This window comes from Priestia sp. SIMBA_032 (genome assembly GCF_046535215.1).
GTDB lineage: Bacteria > Bacillota > Bacilli > Bacillales > Bacillaceae_H > Priestia > Priestia aryabhattai.
The window spans coordinates 1-16,830 of sequence record NZ_JAWRXD010000044.1 but is presented as its reverse complement, the minus strand read 5'-3'; the positions used below and the strand labels follow the sequence as shown (position 1 = coordinate 16,830).

At 33.8% G+C, this 16,830-nt stretch carries 15 protein-coding genes and 1 rRNA gene; 11 read left to right on the top strand and 5 right to left on the bottom strand.

All coding sequences use genetic code 11. The annotated features are described in order from the left end of the window. Together SB717_RS32500 and SB717_RS32495 are read right to left on the bottom strand one after the other, a co-directional pair. A 16S ribosomal RNA gene (locus tag SB717_RS32500) occupies positions 1-59 on the bottom strand; the annotation flags it as partial. A gap of 756 nt (positions 60-815) precedes the next feature. Beyond that, on the bottom strand, positions 816-1,181 hold the full coding sequence (locus SB717_RS32495; RefSeq protein WP_410906873.1) for a hypothetical protein: 366 nt from the start codon (positions 1,179-1,181) through the stop codon (positions 816-818). 196 nt (positions 1,182-1,377) lie between these two features. Here SB717_RS32495 and SB717_RS32490 point away from each other — a divergent pair, with 196 nt between their 5' ends. The 9 genes from SB717_RS32490 (at position 1,378) to SB717_RS32450 (ending at position 9,574) form a co-directional block, all read left to right on the top strand. Then, positions 1,378-1,536, top strand: a complete 159-nt coding sequence (locus SB717_RS32490) for a hypothetical protein (protein ID WP_155404447.1) — start codon at positions 1,378-1,380, stop codon at positions 1,534-1,536. A 114-nt stretch (positions 1,537-1,650) separates the two neighbouring features. Next, the gene (locus tag SB717_RS32485) at positions 1,651-1,998 is read left to right on the top strand and encodes a helix-turn-helix transcriptional regulator (RefSeq protein WP_410906871.1); all 348 of its coding nucleotides are present in this window, start codon (positions 1,651-1,653) and stop codon (positions 1,996-1,998) included. Between the two features lie 262 nt (positions 1,999-2,260). After that, a complete protein-coding gene (locus tag SB717_RS32480) occupies positions 2,261-2,518 on the top strand; it encodes a hypothetical protein (RefSeq protein WP_410906869.1) in 258 nt (85 codons plus the stop codon). Then, positions 2,518-3,009: a hypothetical protein gene (locus SB717_RS32475; RefSeq protein ID WP_410906867.1), complete on the top strand. Its 492-nt coding sequence runs from the start codon at positions 2,518-2,520 to the stop codon at positions 3,007-3,009. The genes SB717_RS32480 and SB717_RS32475 overlap by 1 nt, the downstream gene beginning before the upstream one ends. 1,137 nt (positions 3,010-4,146) lie before the next feature. After that, on the top strand, positions 4,147-5,433 hold the full coding sequence (locus tag SB717_RS32470; RefSeq protein ID WP_410906865.1) for a replication protein: 1,287 nt from the start codon (positions 4,147-4,149) through the stop codon (positions 5,431-5,433). 107 nt (positions 5,434-5,540) lie between these two features. Beyond that, a complete protein-coding gene (locus SB717_RS32465) occupies positions 5,541-6,296 on the top strand; it encodes a plasmid stabilization protein (protein ID WP_410906863.1) in 756 nt (251 codons plus the stop codon). A 701-nt stretch (positions 6,297-6,997) separates the two neighbouring features. Continuing rightward, on the top strand, positions 6,998-7,732 hold the full coding sequence (locus SB717_RS32460; protein WP_016766065.1) for a MerR family transcriptional regulator: 735 nt from the start codon (positions 6,998-7,000) through the stop codon (positions 7,730-7,732). Between the two features lie 809 nt (positions 7,733-8,541). Continuing rightward, complete coding sequence (locus SB717_RS32455) at positions 8,542-9,015, top strand: hypothetical protein (protein WP_410906861.1); 474 nt, start codon at positions 8,542-8,544, stop codon at positions 9,013-9,015. 337 nt (positions 9,016-9,352) lie between these two features. Further along, entirely contained in the window at positions 9,353-9,574 is a 222-nt protein-coding gene (locus SB717_RS32450; RefSeq protein WP_075422544.1) for a helix-turn-helix domain-containing protein, read from the top strand. Positions 9,575-9,671: 97 nt separating this feature from the next. Here the strand turns inward: SB717_RS32450 and SB717_RS32445 are convergent, their stop codons facing one another. Beyond that, a complete protein-coding gene (locus tag SB717_RS32445) occupies positions 9,672-11,225 on the bottom strand; it encodes a DUF4365 domain-containing protein (RefSeq protein ID WP_410906859.1) in 1,554 nt (517 codons plus the stop codon). A gap of 330 nt (positions 11,226-11,555) precedes the next feature. Between SB717_RS32445 and SB717_RS32440 the strand changes: the two genes are divergently transcribed. Beyond that, positions 11,556-11,900: a LuxR family transcriptional regulator gene (locus SB717_RS32440; protein WP_410906857.1), complete on the top strand. Its 345-nt coding sequence runs from the start codon at positions 11,556-11,558 to the stop codon at positions 11,898-11,900. A gap of 1,008 nt (positions 11,901-12,908) precedes the next feature. Here SB717_RS32440 and SB717_RS32435 read toward each other — a convergent pair. Then, positions 12,909-13,601 carry a hypothetical protein gene (locus tag SB717_RS32435; protein ID WP_410906855.1) on the bottom strand — a complete coding sequence of 231 codons (693 nt, stop codon included), beginning with the start codon at positions 13,599-13,601 and terminating at the stop codon, positions 12,909-12,911. Next, positions 13,598-14,731, bottom strand: a complete 1,134-nt coding sequence (locus SB717_RS32430; RefSeq protein WP_410906853.1) for an FtsK/SpoIIIE domain-containing protein — start codon at positions 14,729-14,731, stop codon at positions 13,598-13,600. Before SB717_RS32430 ends, SB717_RS32435 begins: the two co-directional genes overlap by 4 nt. 846 nt (positions 14,732-15,577) lie before the next feature. Here SB717_RS32430 and SB717_RS32425 point away from each other — a divergent pair. After that, the coding region (locus SB717_RS32425; RefSeq protein WP_410906851.1) for a glycoside hydrolase family 1 protein at positions 15,578-16,830 on the top strand (1,253 nt) is incomplete at its 3' end.

Genomic DNA, 16,830 nt, shown 5'->3' with positions numbered 1-16,830 from the left:
TGCATGTATTAGGCACGCCGCCAGCGTTCATCCTGAGCCAGGATCAAACTCTCCGAAGAAATGTTTGACTTGCTCATATAAAATAAAAAAAATTAACGTTGACGTTTGTCGCTTTGTTCAGTTTTCAAAGTTCAATCGTCGCTCTAAAGCAACTTTATAATTTTATCAAAACATTAACTCTTTGTCAATGTTTTTAAAAAACGTTGTTTTTAATTTCTCTCAACGACGCTTTATTATAATAATATACTTAAATCAAAAAATCAATACATTTTTATATTTTTTTGCGTAATTTTCAATAAAAAAACAAATACAGTCAATCTACCGTTAACCGCATGAAACTTGGACTATCATAAAGATCACCTATCTTTTAGAGCTAAAACATGCTATAATCAAGGCCACCAATACTTCAATTTCAAAAAAGAGTGCTTCCCTCTACAGGAGAAGCACTCTTTTTTTTATTATAATTCAGTTAAGGTTTTCTATTATTCATTTGGTTTTTTATCAGCTTTCTGCCATTAAATCCAATAGGTTATAATGAAAATATCTTTCGATATCACTGCACATGTTATCCTGGAGGCCAAACTAGTTTCGATTAGCATGGCTTTTTTCTTTTGTTCATCTCCTCTTTTCATTAAATTCTTCTTTATAATATGTACAATTAATTGAACGTGTGTTCACTTGAAAAGAGAATTCTCTTTTATTATATTCCTTCCTCTAATAAAAAGGACAAACAAAAAACTGTTGGAGTCTATTTTATACTAGTATTAATTTTTTCTTCTATTCTAAATAAACAAGGCCCTCTCTCTTAATTGAAATCACTCTTCATATAGATTACCAAGAGCAAACGCTATAGGAATCCACCTTTCCGTTTTATACATGTGATATAGATTTTCGGCCACTGGATAGTCTGGCACTTTCCCATCAAATATATATACTGTACTCGGAACATTTCGAGGTATGATTGCACGATCATCAAACATTAATTCTAGAATGGCCTTACAAAAATCTTCAGACATTCCTATCCATAGCTTTACATTTCGATTGCTTGGCATATGGATACTGTAATCCCCTTGATAATTTATACCCTTTTTCTCTAATGTACGTTCAATCTCAGCGAATGAAACATTATCATTCCTTTGCTTAATTAACTCTAAAATAATTCGTTTTATCCTTTCTTTCATTTTATAATCCTCCTCATTCTCGACACTGCCATTATAGCAGGTTCTTTATGGAGTAAAGGTTTAAATAGAGTGAATAATATCCAATTTTCAGATATAGAAAACAACATAAAGTTATTGACCCTGGTAATTATATCCTTTAAACTAAATACAAGTCACTCAAATGAGTGACTTGTATTTAAAAAGTGTGAGGGATTATATGACTAAAACACCGTCTGGATTTAAGCGTTTAAATGCTGATATCCCCGAAGAGTTGTTTAAAGAATTTGCAAAGAGATGTATTGAAGAAGGTGTGAGCAAAAAAGAATTTCTTGTTCAACTTTTGGAAAAAGAACTCTTTAAAGATTCAAAGAAGTAAAGTGAAAAAACAAAATAAAAGGGCACTTTCCCTGCCAGGAAAGCACCCCATGTAGAACTCGTAAGGACTTCTATTATAACATGGGTTGCCCTCAAAAAACAGGAGGGTCTTATCATGGATCAAAGTGAAAAACTTTTAATGGGAATTGAACATATTTTGAGTGTGGCATCTGATTTAGTTGATGAAGTTGATCGACTAAAACGTGTAGAAGAAGAATGCAAAATCCTGAAAGAAAAAGTATTTCTCAATCAATTTACCTTTGCTGAACAACAGATTTTTGAGCTTGCTTTGGATGGATATTCTGGACGGGAAATGCAGTTGATTCTGTCTAAAGAAGAAGCCACAATCAAATCACAAAGACAAACTATTATACGCAAATTAGGTGTATCCTCCATGAAAGAAGCCGTTAAAAAATTTCAACATTTAGAGTACGAATCACCAAGAAAACTTCTTCAATCTTGATAAACTGACGTGACCTTCAGAGAGACTTCACATCACCAGAATATACACCATAAGTCACCTGTAAAAGGGACTTTATATCCACACTATATACTCAGAAAGGAACCTTAAGGTGTGCACCTAAGCAACTTTCGTGGTATCACGGTGAAGCTAGGCTCTGCCTAGCCCCACACACCCTGTGGGGGCAAAAACCCCTTATGCTCTTCAAGATGTTTTTTACGTTTTTTATGTTGATGCAATAAAAACACAGAAAAGGAGAACAAACATGGAGATTAAAGTGAGAAATGTATGTCCGGTTGCTGTGAGTAAAGTAGATCGTTTAGCCAAAGAAAAAGGTCTTTCTCGACAAGCTTTTTTGAAAGAACAAATTGAAACATTATCGATTATGGAAGAAGTAGAAAAGCAAGAACAAGCTATTGATGATTTGTATGATCGAACGATAGATACAATGCAAAGATGCTCAGATGCGATGGCAAATATGGATCGCACATTCAATAAACTCTTTGGAGAGGATGAAGAATAATGACCGCAAGCAAACACAGAAGAATGATTTCTTTGAGTGAAGAGGCTGATGAATATCTTCATAAACATATGAAAGAAAGAGGCTACCGTTTTCCAGGGGATGCCGTTGCAGATATCATTCGAAAATATGAACGATTAAAAAATAATGAGCCCGATGAAACATTTTTAGACGCTGCTACAATTGACGCAATAGGTCAGGCTTACCTGAAAAGAGCAAGTGGATTTTACCAGTACTTAGACGATGAGTTAAGTGAGATAAAAGAAACGACAAAGAACACACAAATAGACACTCGGGTATTAATGGAACTCGTTAATAATTTATACGACCATTTAAATATTCAAAAGTTTAAGTCCACACAGTTCGGTGAAACAGAAGCTACTAAGAAGGCCAAAAGAGTTGCGCTACATAAGATTCAAGAAGAAAAAATGCAGTTCAGGGAAAAAAGAAAACGGGAAGCAGCAGAAGAAATGGACCATTTATTTGAAGATTAATCGTAGCGTTTATAAAAGCAGGCCTTAGCCTGCTTTTTCTACTTCTATAGTATAGTGAGATGAAGATTTGTATTAGCTAAGTTCAAATAGGTCATTTATGGGTAACATAACGATGTCTTGATAGATACATTACGTTTGTTTCATCGGCAACCTTCTAAGCTATGTAGTTTGTTGCTGAGACTTTTAACAGGCATTGTGAGCTTCTAACAATACAAAAAGCGTTTAAACTATTTAGAGTATATTAAATGAGCTTATATAAAGCGTAAGAACCTCACAGAGCCACCTTAAGGAACAAGATAAAGTACACGCTTCCCTCTCACAAACAATACAGTAAAAATTGAATGAACTACATAGTAGCGCATTACTTTTTGCTAACTCCAAGTCGTTTACTCCTCTATTTTTAAATCTAAACAAAAGAGTTTAACTTAGGATCAACTTATAACTTCTATATAACTAATAAAAGAACCTCCTGTCCGATCTTTAAGGCCAAAAATATCCCTCTGCCTTTATAGTTAAAAGCTACTTATATCATATTATGAGCATATTGAATAGGGTGATTTTTTCTCACCCCATTTACCAAAAAAGGACTAGAAAAAATCACCCTACCCAGAATAGCTATTTACCCTTATCATTAAAAGTGTACAAATTACCAGATCTTTAACGTTATAAAAGTGCAGCATTATAACACACTTCTAACTATTTAGGAAGGGGTAAAAAAATACCCCTCCCCAGATTCCACAAATTCAGCTATGATGAAGTCGACTCCTAAAGAAATAACAAACGTATCGTAGCTAAAAATACTTGTTTTGATATATTTTGCTAATTTTTTATTGAATTATAAGACTAGTTAACGCTATAATTAAATTAACAAAAATGACCGGAATAGAAAAAAGACTTCAACTGTTTAAGAGGTGTTGGAAGCACCCTTAAACCGTTCCCCCTAATGCGACTAGGGAAAACACTTGTCGAAGTCTCTTGTTAATAGAGTTAGTTTTGTACAAAATAAAACTTATGGTTTTATTTTATACGAAATTGACATCTATTTCAAGGGCTTAGTTTATCTTAATTAAGACATTGTTTTCCTTTCTTCAGGGAAACAGTGTCTTTTTTGTGTTCCTTAAAGGAGAAGATGAACAAATGACAAAGATATTGACTTGCTATTTACCAGATGTAAATACCTTCAACGGTCGATTTAAATGGTTATGGAAAGAAAAACCGACCCTTCGTAAAAAGAAAGAAGCGTTTTTAGAAACACTTCGTACATACTTTAAACAACAACAAGAAGCCCTACATAAAGTATTCCCTAAAAAGCGTATGGAAATGTTAGATTACGTGATTTATAACCTTGTTGCTACAGGCATTCAAGCCATTCACTCCAAAACACTTATGGAGAAATTTGATGTATCCCAAAGTACCGTTTCTCGATTTGTAAAATCGTTAAAGGCAACACCGTTTATGATCGTGGCCCGTTATATCAAAGAAGATACGACAGGTGCTCATCCTGATAGCTATGTGTTTATCCTTAAAAGCCATACGAATTTTGATCAAATCTGTGAGGAAATCTTTTTTGCACATGATACAACAGGCATTCAAACGCATCAACAAGAAGAAATGACAACTCCTGTGACAAGTCCTGTGACAAGTCCAGAACGTGCTGAAAACGTTGATACACCAAGCTTTGAGGGCGAAAAAACGTCGTCCCCCTTTATTAACCTTGATTTACCTAAAAAGCATTTAAATAATCATTTAATATCTGCTTCACAGTCATTTGCTTATATCAAAGGTGTTCCTAAGAAAGTAAATAACGTGTATGCAGGGAAATATGGTCATCAACTAAAAGACTTTTATGCTCGTATTCGAAATGCAGCAAAAGCAGTAAAACGAGATACAGAGATTGAGATTATCAAAGAGCAAGTTCATGAAGTCGCTTATACAGCCATTGTTGGTTTAGATAAATATGTCCATGAAGCGAATCATAAGGGTACTACCCTATCACTGGATGAAATGTGCCGTCTTGTTTATCAAATTGCATTCAATCAATTTACAAATCTACTAAAAGGGAATACAGAAGAACCATCATCTGAGTCAGACATACATACTGAGGCTGAAACAGCAGCGTTATTTACGCCTAAACATATCATCCGTAAGGAATTGGTTCCTGCTTGGTTAAAAGCTGAACAGGAGCAAAAAAAATGTACACAAGAAACAGCTATCTCTCTGGATCAGCAGCTTGAAATGATCCAATTAAAACAAGATTTAGGGCAAGAACTAACACCTGAAGAAGAAAGCCTACTTCAAGAGCATAGTTCTACGTACAGTTCGTTAGAAATGGCGCAGCTGAAACAGGATCTAGGACAAGCCTTAACACCAGAAGAACAAGCTTTATTACACGAACATGCCCAATTACAGGACACCGTTTCGTAATCAAAAAGTGAAGAAATCCCTTGGAAGCTGAGGTTTAGTAAGAGTATTATTATTTAGAACATACTTCTAAATAATTAATATATAAATCTATGTAGGAGGAGATCACTATGCCGCATAAAATGACACTAACAGGATCTGCGACAGGTCCCTTACGAGAATACGATCGCTACGTTGCCTTTGATATGCGTGAAAAAGGTTCACCTTCTGCGCCTAAAGGTCTGAAAAAGAGCACTTTTATTTCGTATACCGTGTTTGTTGCAAAGAAAGCCTTTAATAAAACCGGACTAACAAAAAAGAGTATTATACATGAAAAAATCTTAATTCAAGGAGAACCAACGCTGGATATTCCAATTGATGAATGCCCTGGCGAAATAGGTGTTATCTGCTACCAGATTACCGTTCTCCCAAATAAAAACGATAAAGAAGCCAATGAGTCAAATGATAAAAAAGAAGCGAAACAAGAGGCTTCTAAGGCACAACAAGAGGTTGCAGCTACTAAGCAGGAAGAAAAACAACAGCCTGTAGCAAAAGAAGCGAAAACTGTACAGCCAGAAGTGAACGAAACACCCGTTCAAGAGAAAAAGGCTGCACAACCAAAGAAGCAGCAACCTATTCAGCCAAAAGGGACAAAGGATGTCGTGAGTTTTGAGGACATTATCGTTCCTGAAGCCTTCTTAAAGACACGTCCAAACCCTGTGAAAACAGAAGAAGTCATTGAATTTGTGAAGCGTACAGGACAACTTGACAAACCGTTAACGATTGAGAAAGAATCGAAGGTATTGAAAGATGGCTATCGTCGTTATATTGTGGCCAAAACCGTTAAAATGGACAAAGTTCCTGTTATCTATGAATATCAAAAATAAAGCATTTTTAGCTAAGAATTGCTAGTTATTCGTAATGGACAGCAAACAACTATAAGGTGTTCCCTTTCATAGTTGTTTGCTGTCTATTTATCTTGAAAGCCACTTTCTACATATAGCTCATCTACTATATGATTTCATTTTCATTTTTGATTGTATTATTATAAGTCCTTAAATTAAAAAGAATGCTTTAACTTTCCTTTTGGCTCTGCTAAACTTAATCATTTTATCTTTGATATATCATTAGTTGAATGAAGCTATTTTAGAGCTATTACCCTATTTGTGTGTTCTAATATCCAAATATGAGTTGAACTTAAGGTTAATTCAAGGAAGGATTCGGGTTTGCGAATAAAAAAAGAACTTATTTTTTAGTTAAAATGTATTTTTTGTTGAACTTAAGATTAACTTAAATGCATTTAAACGATAATTAAATCAATAATAAGTTTTTTCCGTTTCGTTTTAATCAATAATGATAGTTATTGTTTAAAAGATAAAACAATAATCTTATTCAGGAATTAGTTATTACATTATTATTGCTTTAAGATTTACATAGAAGAAGTTAGCAGTTAATATAGAATCAATAATGAGATAAGAACAATTTTATTAGAATCTACGTTAATAATCCTATGGTACGTTTCACTTCAAAATCAATTGCATGATTCTTGTATTATATTAATTATTAATTGACATATGGAGGTGTAGTTATGTCTGAAAAATTGTACTTACCAAAAGAAGTGGTAAATATACTGGGTATCTCTGGAGATTTGCTTCGTAAATGGTGCGAAGAATTCAATATTATTACAGAGTGGACAGGCACTGATTATGGAAAAGGTCATAGAAGGTTTACAAAAGAGAATCTAGAGACACTTAACAGTATAAAGAAGAAAATTCATGAGCAAGGTTGGTCCTGGGATCAAGTGAAACAATGGCGTAATGGTGAAGAAATGACTATTAATGACCACGTAGAACGGTCTATTTTAGAAAAGAAGATAGATCACCTAATTGAAGGTCAGAACCAACAAATAGAATTTAACAGGATTCTTTCAGAAAAATTGGAGCTTCTAACAAAGGAACTTATTTCTACTCAAAAAGAGTTAGCTATTGCAAATAAAGAAATTGCAGCAACAAAGCAGCAAATGATTGAAGTAAAAACAGAAAATAAAGACTTAGAAGCATACATAGAAAACAGCCTAAAAAAACGTGATAAAATTCTTCTTGAAAACATTAGAAAAACTCAAGAAACGCTAAAAGATAATTCAGCTGAACAGGAGTTAAATCAAAGCAAACAGAATTTTGAAGAACTGATAAATACTAATCTAAAAGAGTTATTAAAACAAAGAGATGAAGACCTTTTAAATGCATTTACTCATACTCAAAAAGAGTTGATTAAAGAACAAAATCAAAAGAAGACATTATGGCAAAAGCTATTCTCAAACTAGGAAAAATCATTCCTAGTTTTTTATTTTGTTAACTAATAACTAATAAATAATAAAAAACAATAATATCTTTATTTAATTATTTATCAATTTCATAAAAATATCTAAATCGGAATTTACTTATGATTGCTTTAATTATCATTTTAAGATTAATTTTATGTTCAACTGAATTTTATTGCTTAATTATAACAAACATGCTGTGAAATTATTGAAAACATCAACGTACAAAAAATCAATAATTTAAAAGATAATTCATTTATTCTTTTACAAACACAACTTTAAAATGTTTTAAGTTTAATAAAACCAGAAATGAATCATTATTGTTTTATTTCCGAGTTTATAGATTTGTAATTCCCTAAATAAAACAGGAATTCAAAAATAGATTTTTATTTAACAAAAGATTTAATCCTCTAAAAATAAAACTCTAACATTTATCAATGCTACAATTAGCTCATCTGGCACCATGACGACTTTGTTATATCTAAATTATTGACTCAAATCCAGTAGATATTACACTTTAAAATTAAGATAGCACTATTTAAAGATTTATTAGATTAATCTCTTTAGATAGTTTATGTTTATATAGCTAAATGCATCGCTGAATCAGGAAAAACCATCACGATGAGGGGAGAGGCCAAATATTTAATCTATGACGTTAGTAAATAGCTAAACATGATAATATACCCTCAATTGAGAATACCGATTACTATAGTAACAATAGCATTACAAGATATAATATCTCGTTCTCTTATTAATTGAAGGTTTTAACGTATATACCTAGAATAGTTCTCTTGATAAGAGGAGGTGATCATATGTTGAGAGTCATAACCGCAGAAGCAGCATATACCACCGAAGAATTAGCTGATATACTTGGTTTGCCCATAGCAACTATACGAAAATACAACTTCCATTTTGCCAAAATTGGTGTGCGATTCACTAAAAAAAACGGTAGATTAGCTTATACGAACGACGACGTTACCATCTTTCATGAACTAAAAAGAATTTATGCTTCTCCCGAGATGACCTTAGAAAAAGCCGTTATAACCGTTGCAAAAAAATTCAACCTAGTACCAGACACTCCACCAACCATTTCAACTGAAAAGCAAACCCTTAGCTTAGAATCATGTGAGGTACAAATAAAAGAGATACAAAGCTATATCGATGCCAAGTTTGAGGAACGCGAACGTCAATTAATCTCAATGGCTCGTGAAATTCGAGCGTTAAAAAAAGCACAACAACAAAAGAAGAGTTTTTATAAGTGGTTAAAAACCTTTTTTGAAAAATGATTTGCTAGAATGGTGGTATCTCGTTATCTAATATTCACACAAAAAAACCTTTTCCCTCTAGGTAAAGGTTTTTTGTGTGAAGTCTAATTTCAAAGAATACCGGTAACAAAGACCGCCCAATATGTATCAGTGTATAAGGCGGTCTTAACTGTATTCATGCTATATGATTATGACCAAAATATCGACATTATTCCAACTCTGCATAAGCAATATTTATATACTGTTTATTTTATAGTTTATTATATGTTGTAAATTAAGATTTTTGCCTGTTTTTTTATACAAAAATGTATAGTTTTTTTAGAATGCGTGCATCCTTTATAAAAAGGAGTGTGTTAGTATGCCTAAAATCACTAAAAAAAGTAAGTTAGGAAAATACCTAATGGGCAAGGGCTATACTCAAACCAAATTAGTTAAAGCAACTAATTTAAATAGACATACAGTTAGTAAAATTTATAATGACTCAAATTATATTCCATCTGGCTCAACCATAAAAAAAGTGATGAATATCTTAAAAAAACTTGACTCGAAGGCGAAAGTAGAAGACTTTTTTAACTTATAAGCCCTATCATAGGCAAATAGGGCTTATTTATTGCATTAAGGATAAAAAAACTTATAAAAGGTTACTAGCAATCTATATATAGAAGAAAATGAGCGTACTACTTCAAGTTTTGATAAAAACGGTAGATTGGAAATTCCATGATTTCTTCTTTTTCCTCACCAGGAAGAGTAGCAAATATTCTCTTCGCTTTTGTCTTATTTTTCAACAAAACCTCACATGCAAAACATATTGTTTGCTCGTTATTCATTTCTGCTCTTGCTTGTATGTTATAAAGATCATTTTGTTCATCTTCTGATAATTCATGGCCCTGCTTGAGTTTAATGAGATAAATATTAACCTTTGCAATTTCATCTTCAGAATACTTAGCTAAGTATCGTTGGTTTAGATCAAGAGCAAGCTCTAAATAATTTTCATCGAGGGTTTTATCATAAAAGTCTATATACTCTAAAGAACTAGTAATTGTTAAGTCAGCTTGTATATCATGATGTTCATCGGCAAAAGATAATTTTACTATGTCAAAATCAAAGTTTGTATCTTTCACCATTTCTTCAATTTTTCGAGAAGCGAAAATGCTTACTTTTTGGTCATAATTTTCCCGATTATCAGATAACATAACAGGTTCAACAGTATCCTGCCCGTGATTACTAGCTACATCTGTTATAGACGAATATCTACCAGTTATTTTTAACGCTTCTTCACTATAAAGGTTAAGGAAACATCCATCTGCATATACTAATGCTAGTTTCACATATTTGGAAAGTTCAATATTGATTATCTCCGTTTTTTCTAGTTTTTCTTGATGAATATTTAGTAAGCTATATTGTTTATTTTTAAAGATATTGATTATAGCATTGAATAGGGAAGGGAAATCTTCCTTATCATCAAATATATAATTTTCACTTATTCCAATTTGAGTACAAATATCTATCAGTTCTTTGTAGGATTCAATCTCTTCCTCAATTTGTTGGAGATGTCCCTTTAAATTTAATGTCCCACCAGATAACTGTAGAGATTGAAAAGGAAACTTATTGCGCTGTATGTAATAGTTTATTAATCGTAAACATTTCATATAGGAACGGAGACTTTTTACTCTTTCTAGATGGAATAGACCAGATTTCTTTCTCCTATCAAAATCCAACGTTAAAGTATCTTCTATAACGACCTTGAATCCCTTCTCTGTGTCAATGATTCGGTAAGTAACAAGGATGGATTCATTGTTCATATAAACGACTTCGTTTTTTCCAATTTTCAACTCATCTATTTTAACTTCCTCCACTGGTAACTTAATACCGTCGTCCTGGATACCATATACGTGAATTATTCCTTCATATAAATTAAAAGCTTTCTTTTGCATGTTAACAAAATCTACTTTGTAAGGCGTAGATTCTTTGTTTTCAGATGTTTCATTAGAGCCTGTTTGCTGTTTGTCTACCTCTTCTATAAATGTGTGACGTAAAGGATCTAAATCCCCATTTTTCATTTTTTTAAAATCAAAGGAAATAGATTTCTTTTCACTTGAATTAAGATGAGATAAGAGTGATCTAACTTTTAGTGGAGCTAATATTCGATAATACGCTAGCTGTTCAACAGTTGGTGTATTAGTTTCTAGATCATTTCCTGCAATCTTTTTTCGGGTCTTTGTAGTAACCATTCAATTCTCTCCTTCTTCATGATGAACATTTAAATCCGTTAAAAACTCATCGAATCTTAGTATAGCAATAATAGAACAGAATTCGTTAGGTAAATTAAAACCACCAGTTTTGTTTCTATATCACTCCCTTGTTCAATAAAATAGTCTTATTATCGAACAAAAAAGTCCTGTTATATACAGGATTTTTAATCAAACTTTATTATAAATAATGCAAGACCAAACTAAATAATAAAAGGGCACTTCCCCTGGAAAGGAAGCACCCCGTGTCAATTAAAACGTTGGACCTTTATTATAGCACGGGTTTCCTTCAAAAAATAGGAGGGTCTTATCATGGATCAAAGTGAAAAACTATTAATGGGTATTGAACATATCTTGAGTGTAGCGTCTGATTTAGTTGATGAAGTTGCTCGACTGAAGAGTGTAGAAGAAGAATGGAAAATCTTGAAAGAGAAAGTATTCATGAATCAACTCACTAAAGCAGGACAAGAAGTTTTTGCTCTTGATGGTCATTCTATTTCAGCAATACAAGACATTTTCCATAAAGAAGAGTGCACGATTAAGAATCAAAAAAGAAGTATCTTAAAGAAGTGGAATACATCATGTATGACAGAAGCTGTTCAACAGTTTCTGAATTTGTATCAAGAATCCTCACAAGAACTAATACGTACTTCTTAACTATAAAATAGCCTCTAAGGCTACAAAAACAGGCTTAAGCCTGCTTTTTCTTATACAGAGAAAAGAGCATTCCTCTCAAATGAGAAATGCTCTTTCCTATAAGCATGATTTGGGTTATCAAACGTGAACCCACCGTTAGGCTGACCACTTATATCTTACTATCTATGATGATCAATGTCATCACTTAATATTTTGAAAATATAAATATTTGTGTGATTTTCGAACCAATAAAAAAAGGACTACCTTATCCCCAAAGGTAATCCTTTCTTTTTTATGTAGATTCTACACAACTTCATTTTACATAATTAGAATAAAAAAACCATCATTCTGTTATATTTCCTGACTTAAATTATCAAATGTTATTTTTACTTTTTTCATAAAAATAAAAAAGGACATTTCTTTTATGCCCTGTTCCCTCGTATCAGCCCCGCCTACGCTAAATACTATGACAGCCACTCATGCCATCCAACCTACCCTTATTATAAATGAAAGCGATTACAAAGTAAACTAATTAATTGAAATATTCCGTCTATTTTTTTGTTGTGTCTAGTAGATTGAATAATTTCACATGTTATGAACAAACTACTCAAGAAGCTGTAAAGTTTCTATCCTTTAATCAAATAAATGTAGCAGAAAAAACAACTGAACGGACCCAGTTGTTTTTTCTGTTTTTGGGCTATATATGATAGACAGAGCTCCTTCTTTAAATTGAGTAATATCAATGGGACTTTTTTATTTCAAGACACCAAGTAGCTAGTTTACATATATGCAGCTTTTTATACATCCCTGATATGACTACGTTTACTCGATACCCAAGTGAGAGGAAGATGTATAAAAAATGCATGTTATATATATGTTCAAGGTCAACTTGTATTGATTTATTTCTTAATTTGTTATAAAGTTATTCAGACTTTTTATAAATTAGTTTATGAATTCTCTTAAAAGCTACTTGTCCTGCAACGATGGGGTAGCTTTCTTTTTTATCAAAGGACATAACTTCTTATTACCCTATGTTAAATTAATTTTGATTCCATTTGAGGACGATAACTTTGGTCTTACTTGCCTCTCCTGTTTTGCAGAGTTCTTATATTTCTCCATGAGCTCGTGGATACTTGCTACCTGTATAATGCGGATGTGCTCAGAATTAACAGCATAACGAACAAGTGTAATCAAAATAACGGAAGGGAAGATAGGTGTCCGTTCTTCAGGCTGCCAGTGCAACAATTTCCACTCATCTGAAAAGAAAAACTCCTCATAGAGATTGATCTTCGCTTGCATTTTCTGTTCGGAATACTGATTTCGTTGAATTTCAATCCAAAAAGGAGATCCTTTAAAAATCCAAAAGAGATCCGGTTCAATCCCTCCTTTTCGTCCAGTGGGCTTATCTTCCACAATGACGTGTTTAGGTACACTATACGTACACATTTGTTTATAGACATCCAAGATAGAAAGGAAATGTAATATTTTTTGAGAGTTCTTTTTGATTTTGGCATCTACAGGTAAATAGACCGTCGGAGAATACTGCTGTGTGCGTTCAATGAGTCCTAATCGATATAAACGTACCATGACGCTATTACAAGCATTTACGGGTGATTTGAGCTGTTTAAAGAAGAGGTTAACTAATGAGTCCCTATCCACAGCTCTAAACTGGTTAACAAACGCTATGATGTCTTTATCACGCTGAGATAGTCGAAAGCTCATCGCTGTTCCTCCTTCTCTAATAACCCGAAGATAGACTGTGATACCACTTCTAGTTCTGGTCCAGGATCTTTCACGAGTGTTTTATAAGGTGAAAGTATTTCCTTACCAGCTCCTTCATCTAAGAAGTAGGCTTGAAACTCTTTCACGTCATCAATTTTAATTTTCATACGCCCCCTGGCTGCAGCATCGATTTCTTCTGCGCCAATCACTCCGGCTACTTTCGCATTTGTTGCATCTGCCTGCCTTCCAGAGATTCGTACTCGTAAGTTAGCCTTTAACGCTGAATTTAATAAATCCGCATCAGGACGCTGCATCGCAATAATGGTATGAACACCTAACGCACGGCCTTGGCTTGCAAACTGTTGAATCATCTCCACAAGATCCGTCTCTCTCTTCACTATGCTCATTTCATCAATTACCACGACAATTCGAGGAAGCTTAAATGGAAGCCTGCTTATATGTGTGACCCCATGCTCTAACAATAAATCGCCTCGTCGATACATTTCAGCTCGTAATAAAGCAAAAGGTTTTCTCATATCCTTTGCTTCAAAGCAAAGCGCATCTACATGCTCAATCCCTTGAAATAACCCCAAATCGGCTCGTTTCAGATCGACTAATACTAAACGCATGTCTTCAGAAGAGGTATATTTCACCCAAGTGGTGAGGATAACCCGCATGAGACTGCTTTTTCCGGCTCCAATTTCGCCTGAAATCAATAACGTTTCTAAATCTGCAAAATCCCATGAAACGGGATTTCCATAGATATCTTGACCAATGCATACCGGAAGCTCCATTTTCTCTATATGAGGATGAATGGCTTCATAACTATAATTAAGCATTTTAGGTAGGCTTTTGTGATGAACGGTAATACTAAAGTTCTTCAAGCTGCCATTCACTTCAATATTGCTGCCTAGTACTTGTCGTAATGCCCATCTTTTTTTAGTTAAAAGTTCAGGATCAATGCCATTCAATAAGGAAAAAGCATACCGAGTGTAGGTGTGCTGATGATCAATCCGATGGATCTTCGGAAATTGATAGGAGGTACGATCACCACGTTTTATGACTCGATAAATCTCTGCCGTACGAAACGCTTTAATAAGCTTTCCACGCAATTTTAGCTTTTCAAACATCTAAAACCCTCCTTAAAACATAAATGTCGCAAAGAAGTAAAATAAGGCTCCATAAAAGGTGACAGGTAAGATAAACCGCATCACTTTTTCAAACTGATCGGCAAGGTCTATGACACCCAATCGCTCTAACATCCGTTCAATGAAGGCAATTCCTAAGACAATACCTCCTATGGTTAGAATGGTAGGATCAAGCATGGCAAGTGGACTAAAAGGAACAAACGAATAAGCATTAAAAGGACGAGGTTAAAGAAGGTTTATGAAAGAAGTTTCGAAAGTTAAACCATTGTGTTTTTCTCATGTTGGTACCTACTTTCATTCTTTTTATTTTTTCGCTTTTCATGTCTCAGTTATTTTAGCTCAACACATCCGGTCGCCCCCTTCGCCTCTTCGGCTCAGCTCCCTTACAGATTCCACGAAGGGCCTCGCTAGGCGTATACAGCTTGTATAACCGAGGTAACGATACTGAACTAGATACTAATTAGGGAATGGAGTTACAATTCTTTAGATACTATGTAGCTACTTCAGTATGCTTGCCTGTCCAGTCGAAAAATAAAAAAGAACCCTTACTGCAGTAGGTAAGGGGTAGCTGATTATGTAAGAAGTAATGGGTTTTTATATGCTAGGGGTTGTCCGAACAGTCCGTTTTTTTATGAAATGGATGAGAGATCAGAAAATGTCCAAACAACTAGACTTTCTCCAATTAAATAAAAATAAAAAGGTCTTTATCTTACATTTTCTGTAGTCAAATGCAAAAAATAAGTATATAATCTATATTAAATTTGTACCTATAAATTTAATATATAGTAATAAATAATAGATATTAGCATAAAAATAAGGGGTGTTATCATGAAATTTGCAAAAGATTTTTTATTTGGAGCTGCATCAGCTTCTTATCAAATAGAAGGCGCATGGAATGAAGATGGGAAAGGCGAAACCAATTGGGATGTTTTTTCAAAGCTTCCTGGAAAAACATATCAAGGCACAAATGGAGATGTAGCCATTGACCATTACCATCGCTACAAGGAAGACATTAAGTTAATGGCTGAGATGGGGTTAGAATCGTACCGTTTTTCTATTTCGTGGGCACGTATCTTGCCAACTGGCGATGGAGAAGTCAATCAAAAAGGATTAGATTTTTATAATCAAGTGATTAATGAATGCTTAAAGTATGGAATTGTTCCATTTGTAACACTGTATCACTGGGATCTGCCTGTGACGCTTGAAGAGGACGGCGGATGGACAAATAAACGAACAGCCGATGCGTTCGTTAAGTATGCAGAGGTTTGTTTTAAAGCATTTGGAGACCGTGTTAAACATTGGATTACGTTCAATGAAACCGTTATGTTTTGTGGATTAGGCTATTTAAAAGGAGCTCATCCTCCCGGTATTCAAAACGATGAAAAAAAGTACTTTCAAGCTACACATTATGTATTTTACGCACATGCAAAAGCTGTAGAGAGCTACAAGCAATTCAAGCAGTATGGAGAAATTGGGATCACACATGTTTTCTTACCAGCTTATAGCGTTGATGATAGAAAGGAAAATATCTTAGCAGCTAGACACGCGAATGAATATGAAACGTTTTGGTATTATGATCCAATTTTAAAAGGCGAATATCCATCTTATGTCGTACAGCAATTAAAAGAAAAAGGATGGACTCCAAGCTGGACAGAAGAAGAACTAGATACATTAAAAAGAAATGCCGAACACAATGATTTCATTGGTCTTAATTATTATCAACCAATTCGCGTAGAGAAAAACAATGAAACTGTTTCGTCTATGGAGCACTCAAGGGAAACCTCTACTTTAGCTCCTGGAAATCCATCATTTGACGGCTTTTATCGCACAGTAAAAATGGGAGATAAAAACTATACAAAATGGGGATGGGAAATTTCACCTCAAGGATTTTTAGACGGACTGCATATGTTAAAAGATCGTTATGGTGATATTAAAATGTATGTAACTGAAAATGGGCTTGGTGATGAAGATCCGATTATTGATGGAGAAATTGTAGATGTTCCTCGTATTAAATATATTGAAGAACATTTAAAAGTGATTAAGCTTGCTATACAAGAAGGCATTCACCTAAAAGGATATTA

Bases quoted from the DNA above. Each gene is read 5' to 3' on its own strand.
- SB717_RS32495 (WP_410906873.1), bottom strand. From the start codon at position 1,181: ATGAAAGAAAGGATAAAACGAATTATTTTAGAGTTAATTAAGCAAAGG.
- SB717_RS32490 (WP_155404447.1), top strand. From the start codon at position 1,378: ATGACTAAAACACCGTCTGGATTTAAGCGTTTAAATGCTGATATCCCC.
- SB717_RS32485 (WP_410906871.1), top strand. From the start codon at position 1,651: ATGGATCAAAGTGAAAAACTTTTAATGGGAATTGAACATATTTTGAGT.
- SB717_RS32480 (WP_410906869.1), top strand. From the start codon at position 2,261: ATGGAGATTAAAGTGAGAAATGTATGTCCGGTTGCTGTGAGTAAAGTA.
- SB717_RS32475 (WP_410906867.1), top strand. From the start codon at position 2,518: ATGACCGCAAGCAAACACAGAAGAATGATTTCTTTGAGTGAAGAGGCT.
- SB717_RS32470 (WP_410906865.1), top strand. From the start codon at position 4,147: ATGACAAAGATATTGACTTGCTATTTACCAGATGTAAATACCTTCAAC.
- SB717_RS32465 (WP_410906863.1), top strand. From the start codon at position 5,541: ATGCCGCATAAAATGACACTAACAGGATCTGCGACAGGTCCCTTACGA.
- SB717_RS32460 (WP_016766065.1), top strand. From the start codon at position 6,998: ATGTCTGAAAAATTGTACTTACCAAAAGAAGTGGTAAATATACTGGGT.
- SB717_RS32455 (WP_410906861.1), top strand. From the start codon at position 8,542: ATGTTGAGAGTCATAACCGCAGAAGCAGCATATACCACCGAAGAATTA.
- SB717_RS32450 (WP_075422544.1), top strand. From the start codon at position 9,353: ATGCCTAAAATCACTAAAAAAAGTAAGTTAGGAAAATACCTAATGGGC.
- SB717_RS32445 (WP_410906859.1), bottom strand. From the start codon at position 11,225: ATGGTTACTACAAAGACCCGAAAAAAGATTGCAGGAAATGATCTAGAA.
- SB717_RS32440 (WP_410906857.1), top strand. From the start codon at position 11,556: ATGGATCAAAGTGAAAAACTATTAATGGGTATTGAACATATCTTGAGT.
- SB717_RS32435 (WP_410906855.1), bottom strand. From the start codon at position 13,601: ATGAGCTTTCGACTATCTCAGCGTGATAAAGACATCATAGCGTTTGTT.
- SB717_RS32430 (WP_410906853.1), bottom strand. From the start codon at position 14,731: ATGTTTGAAAAGCTAAAATTGCGTGGAAAGCTTATTAAAGCGTTTCGT.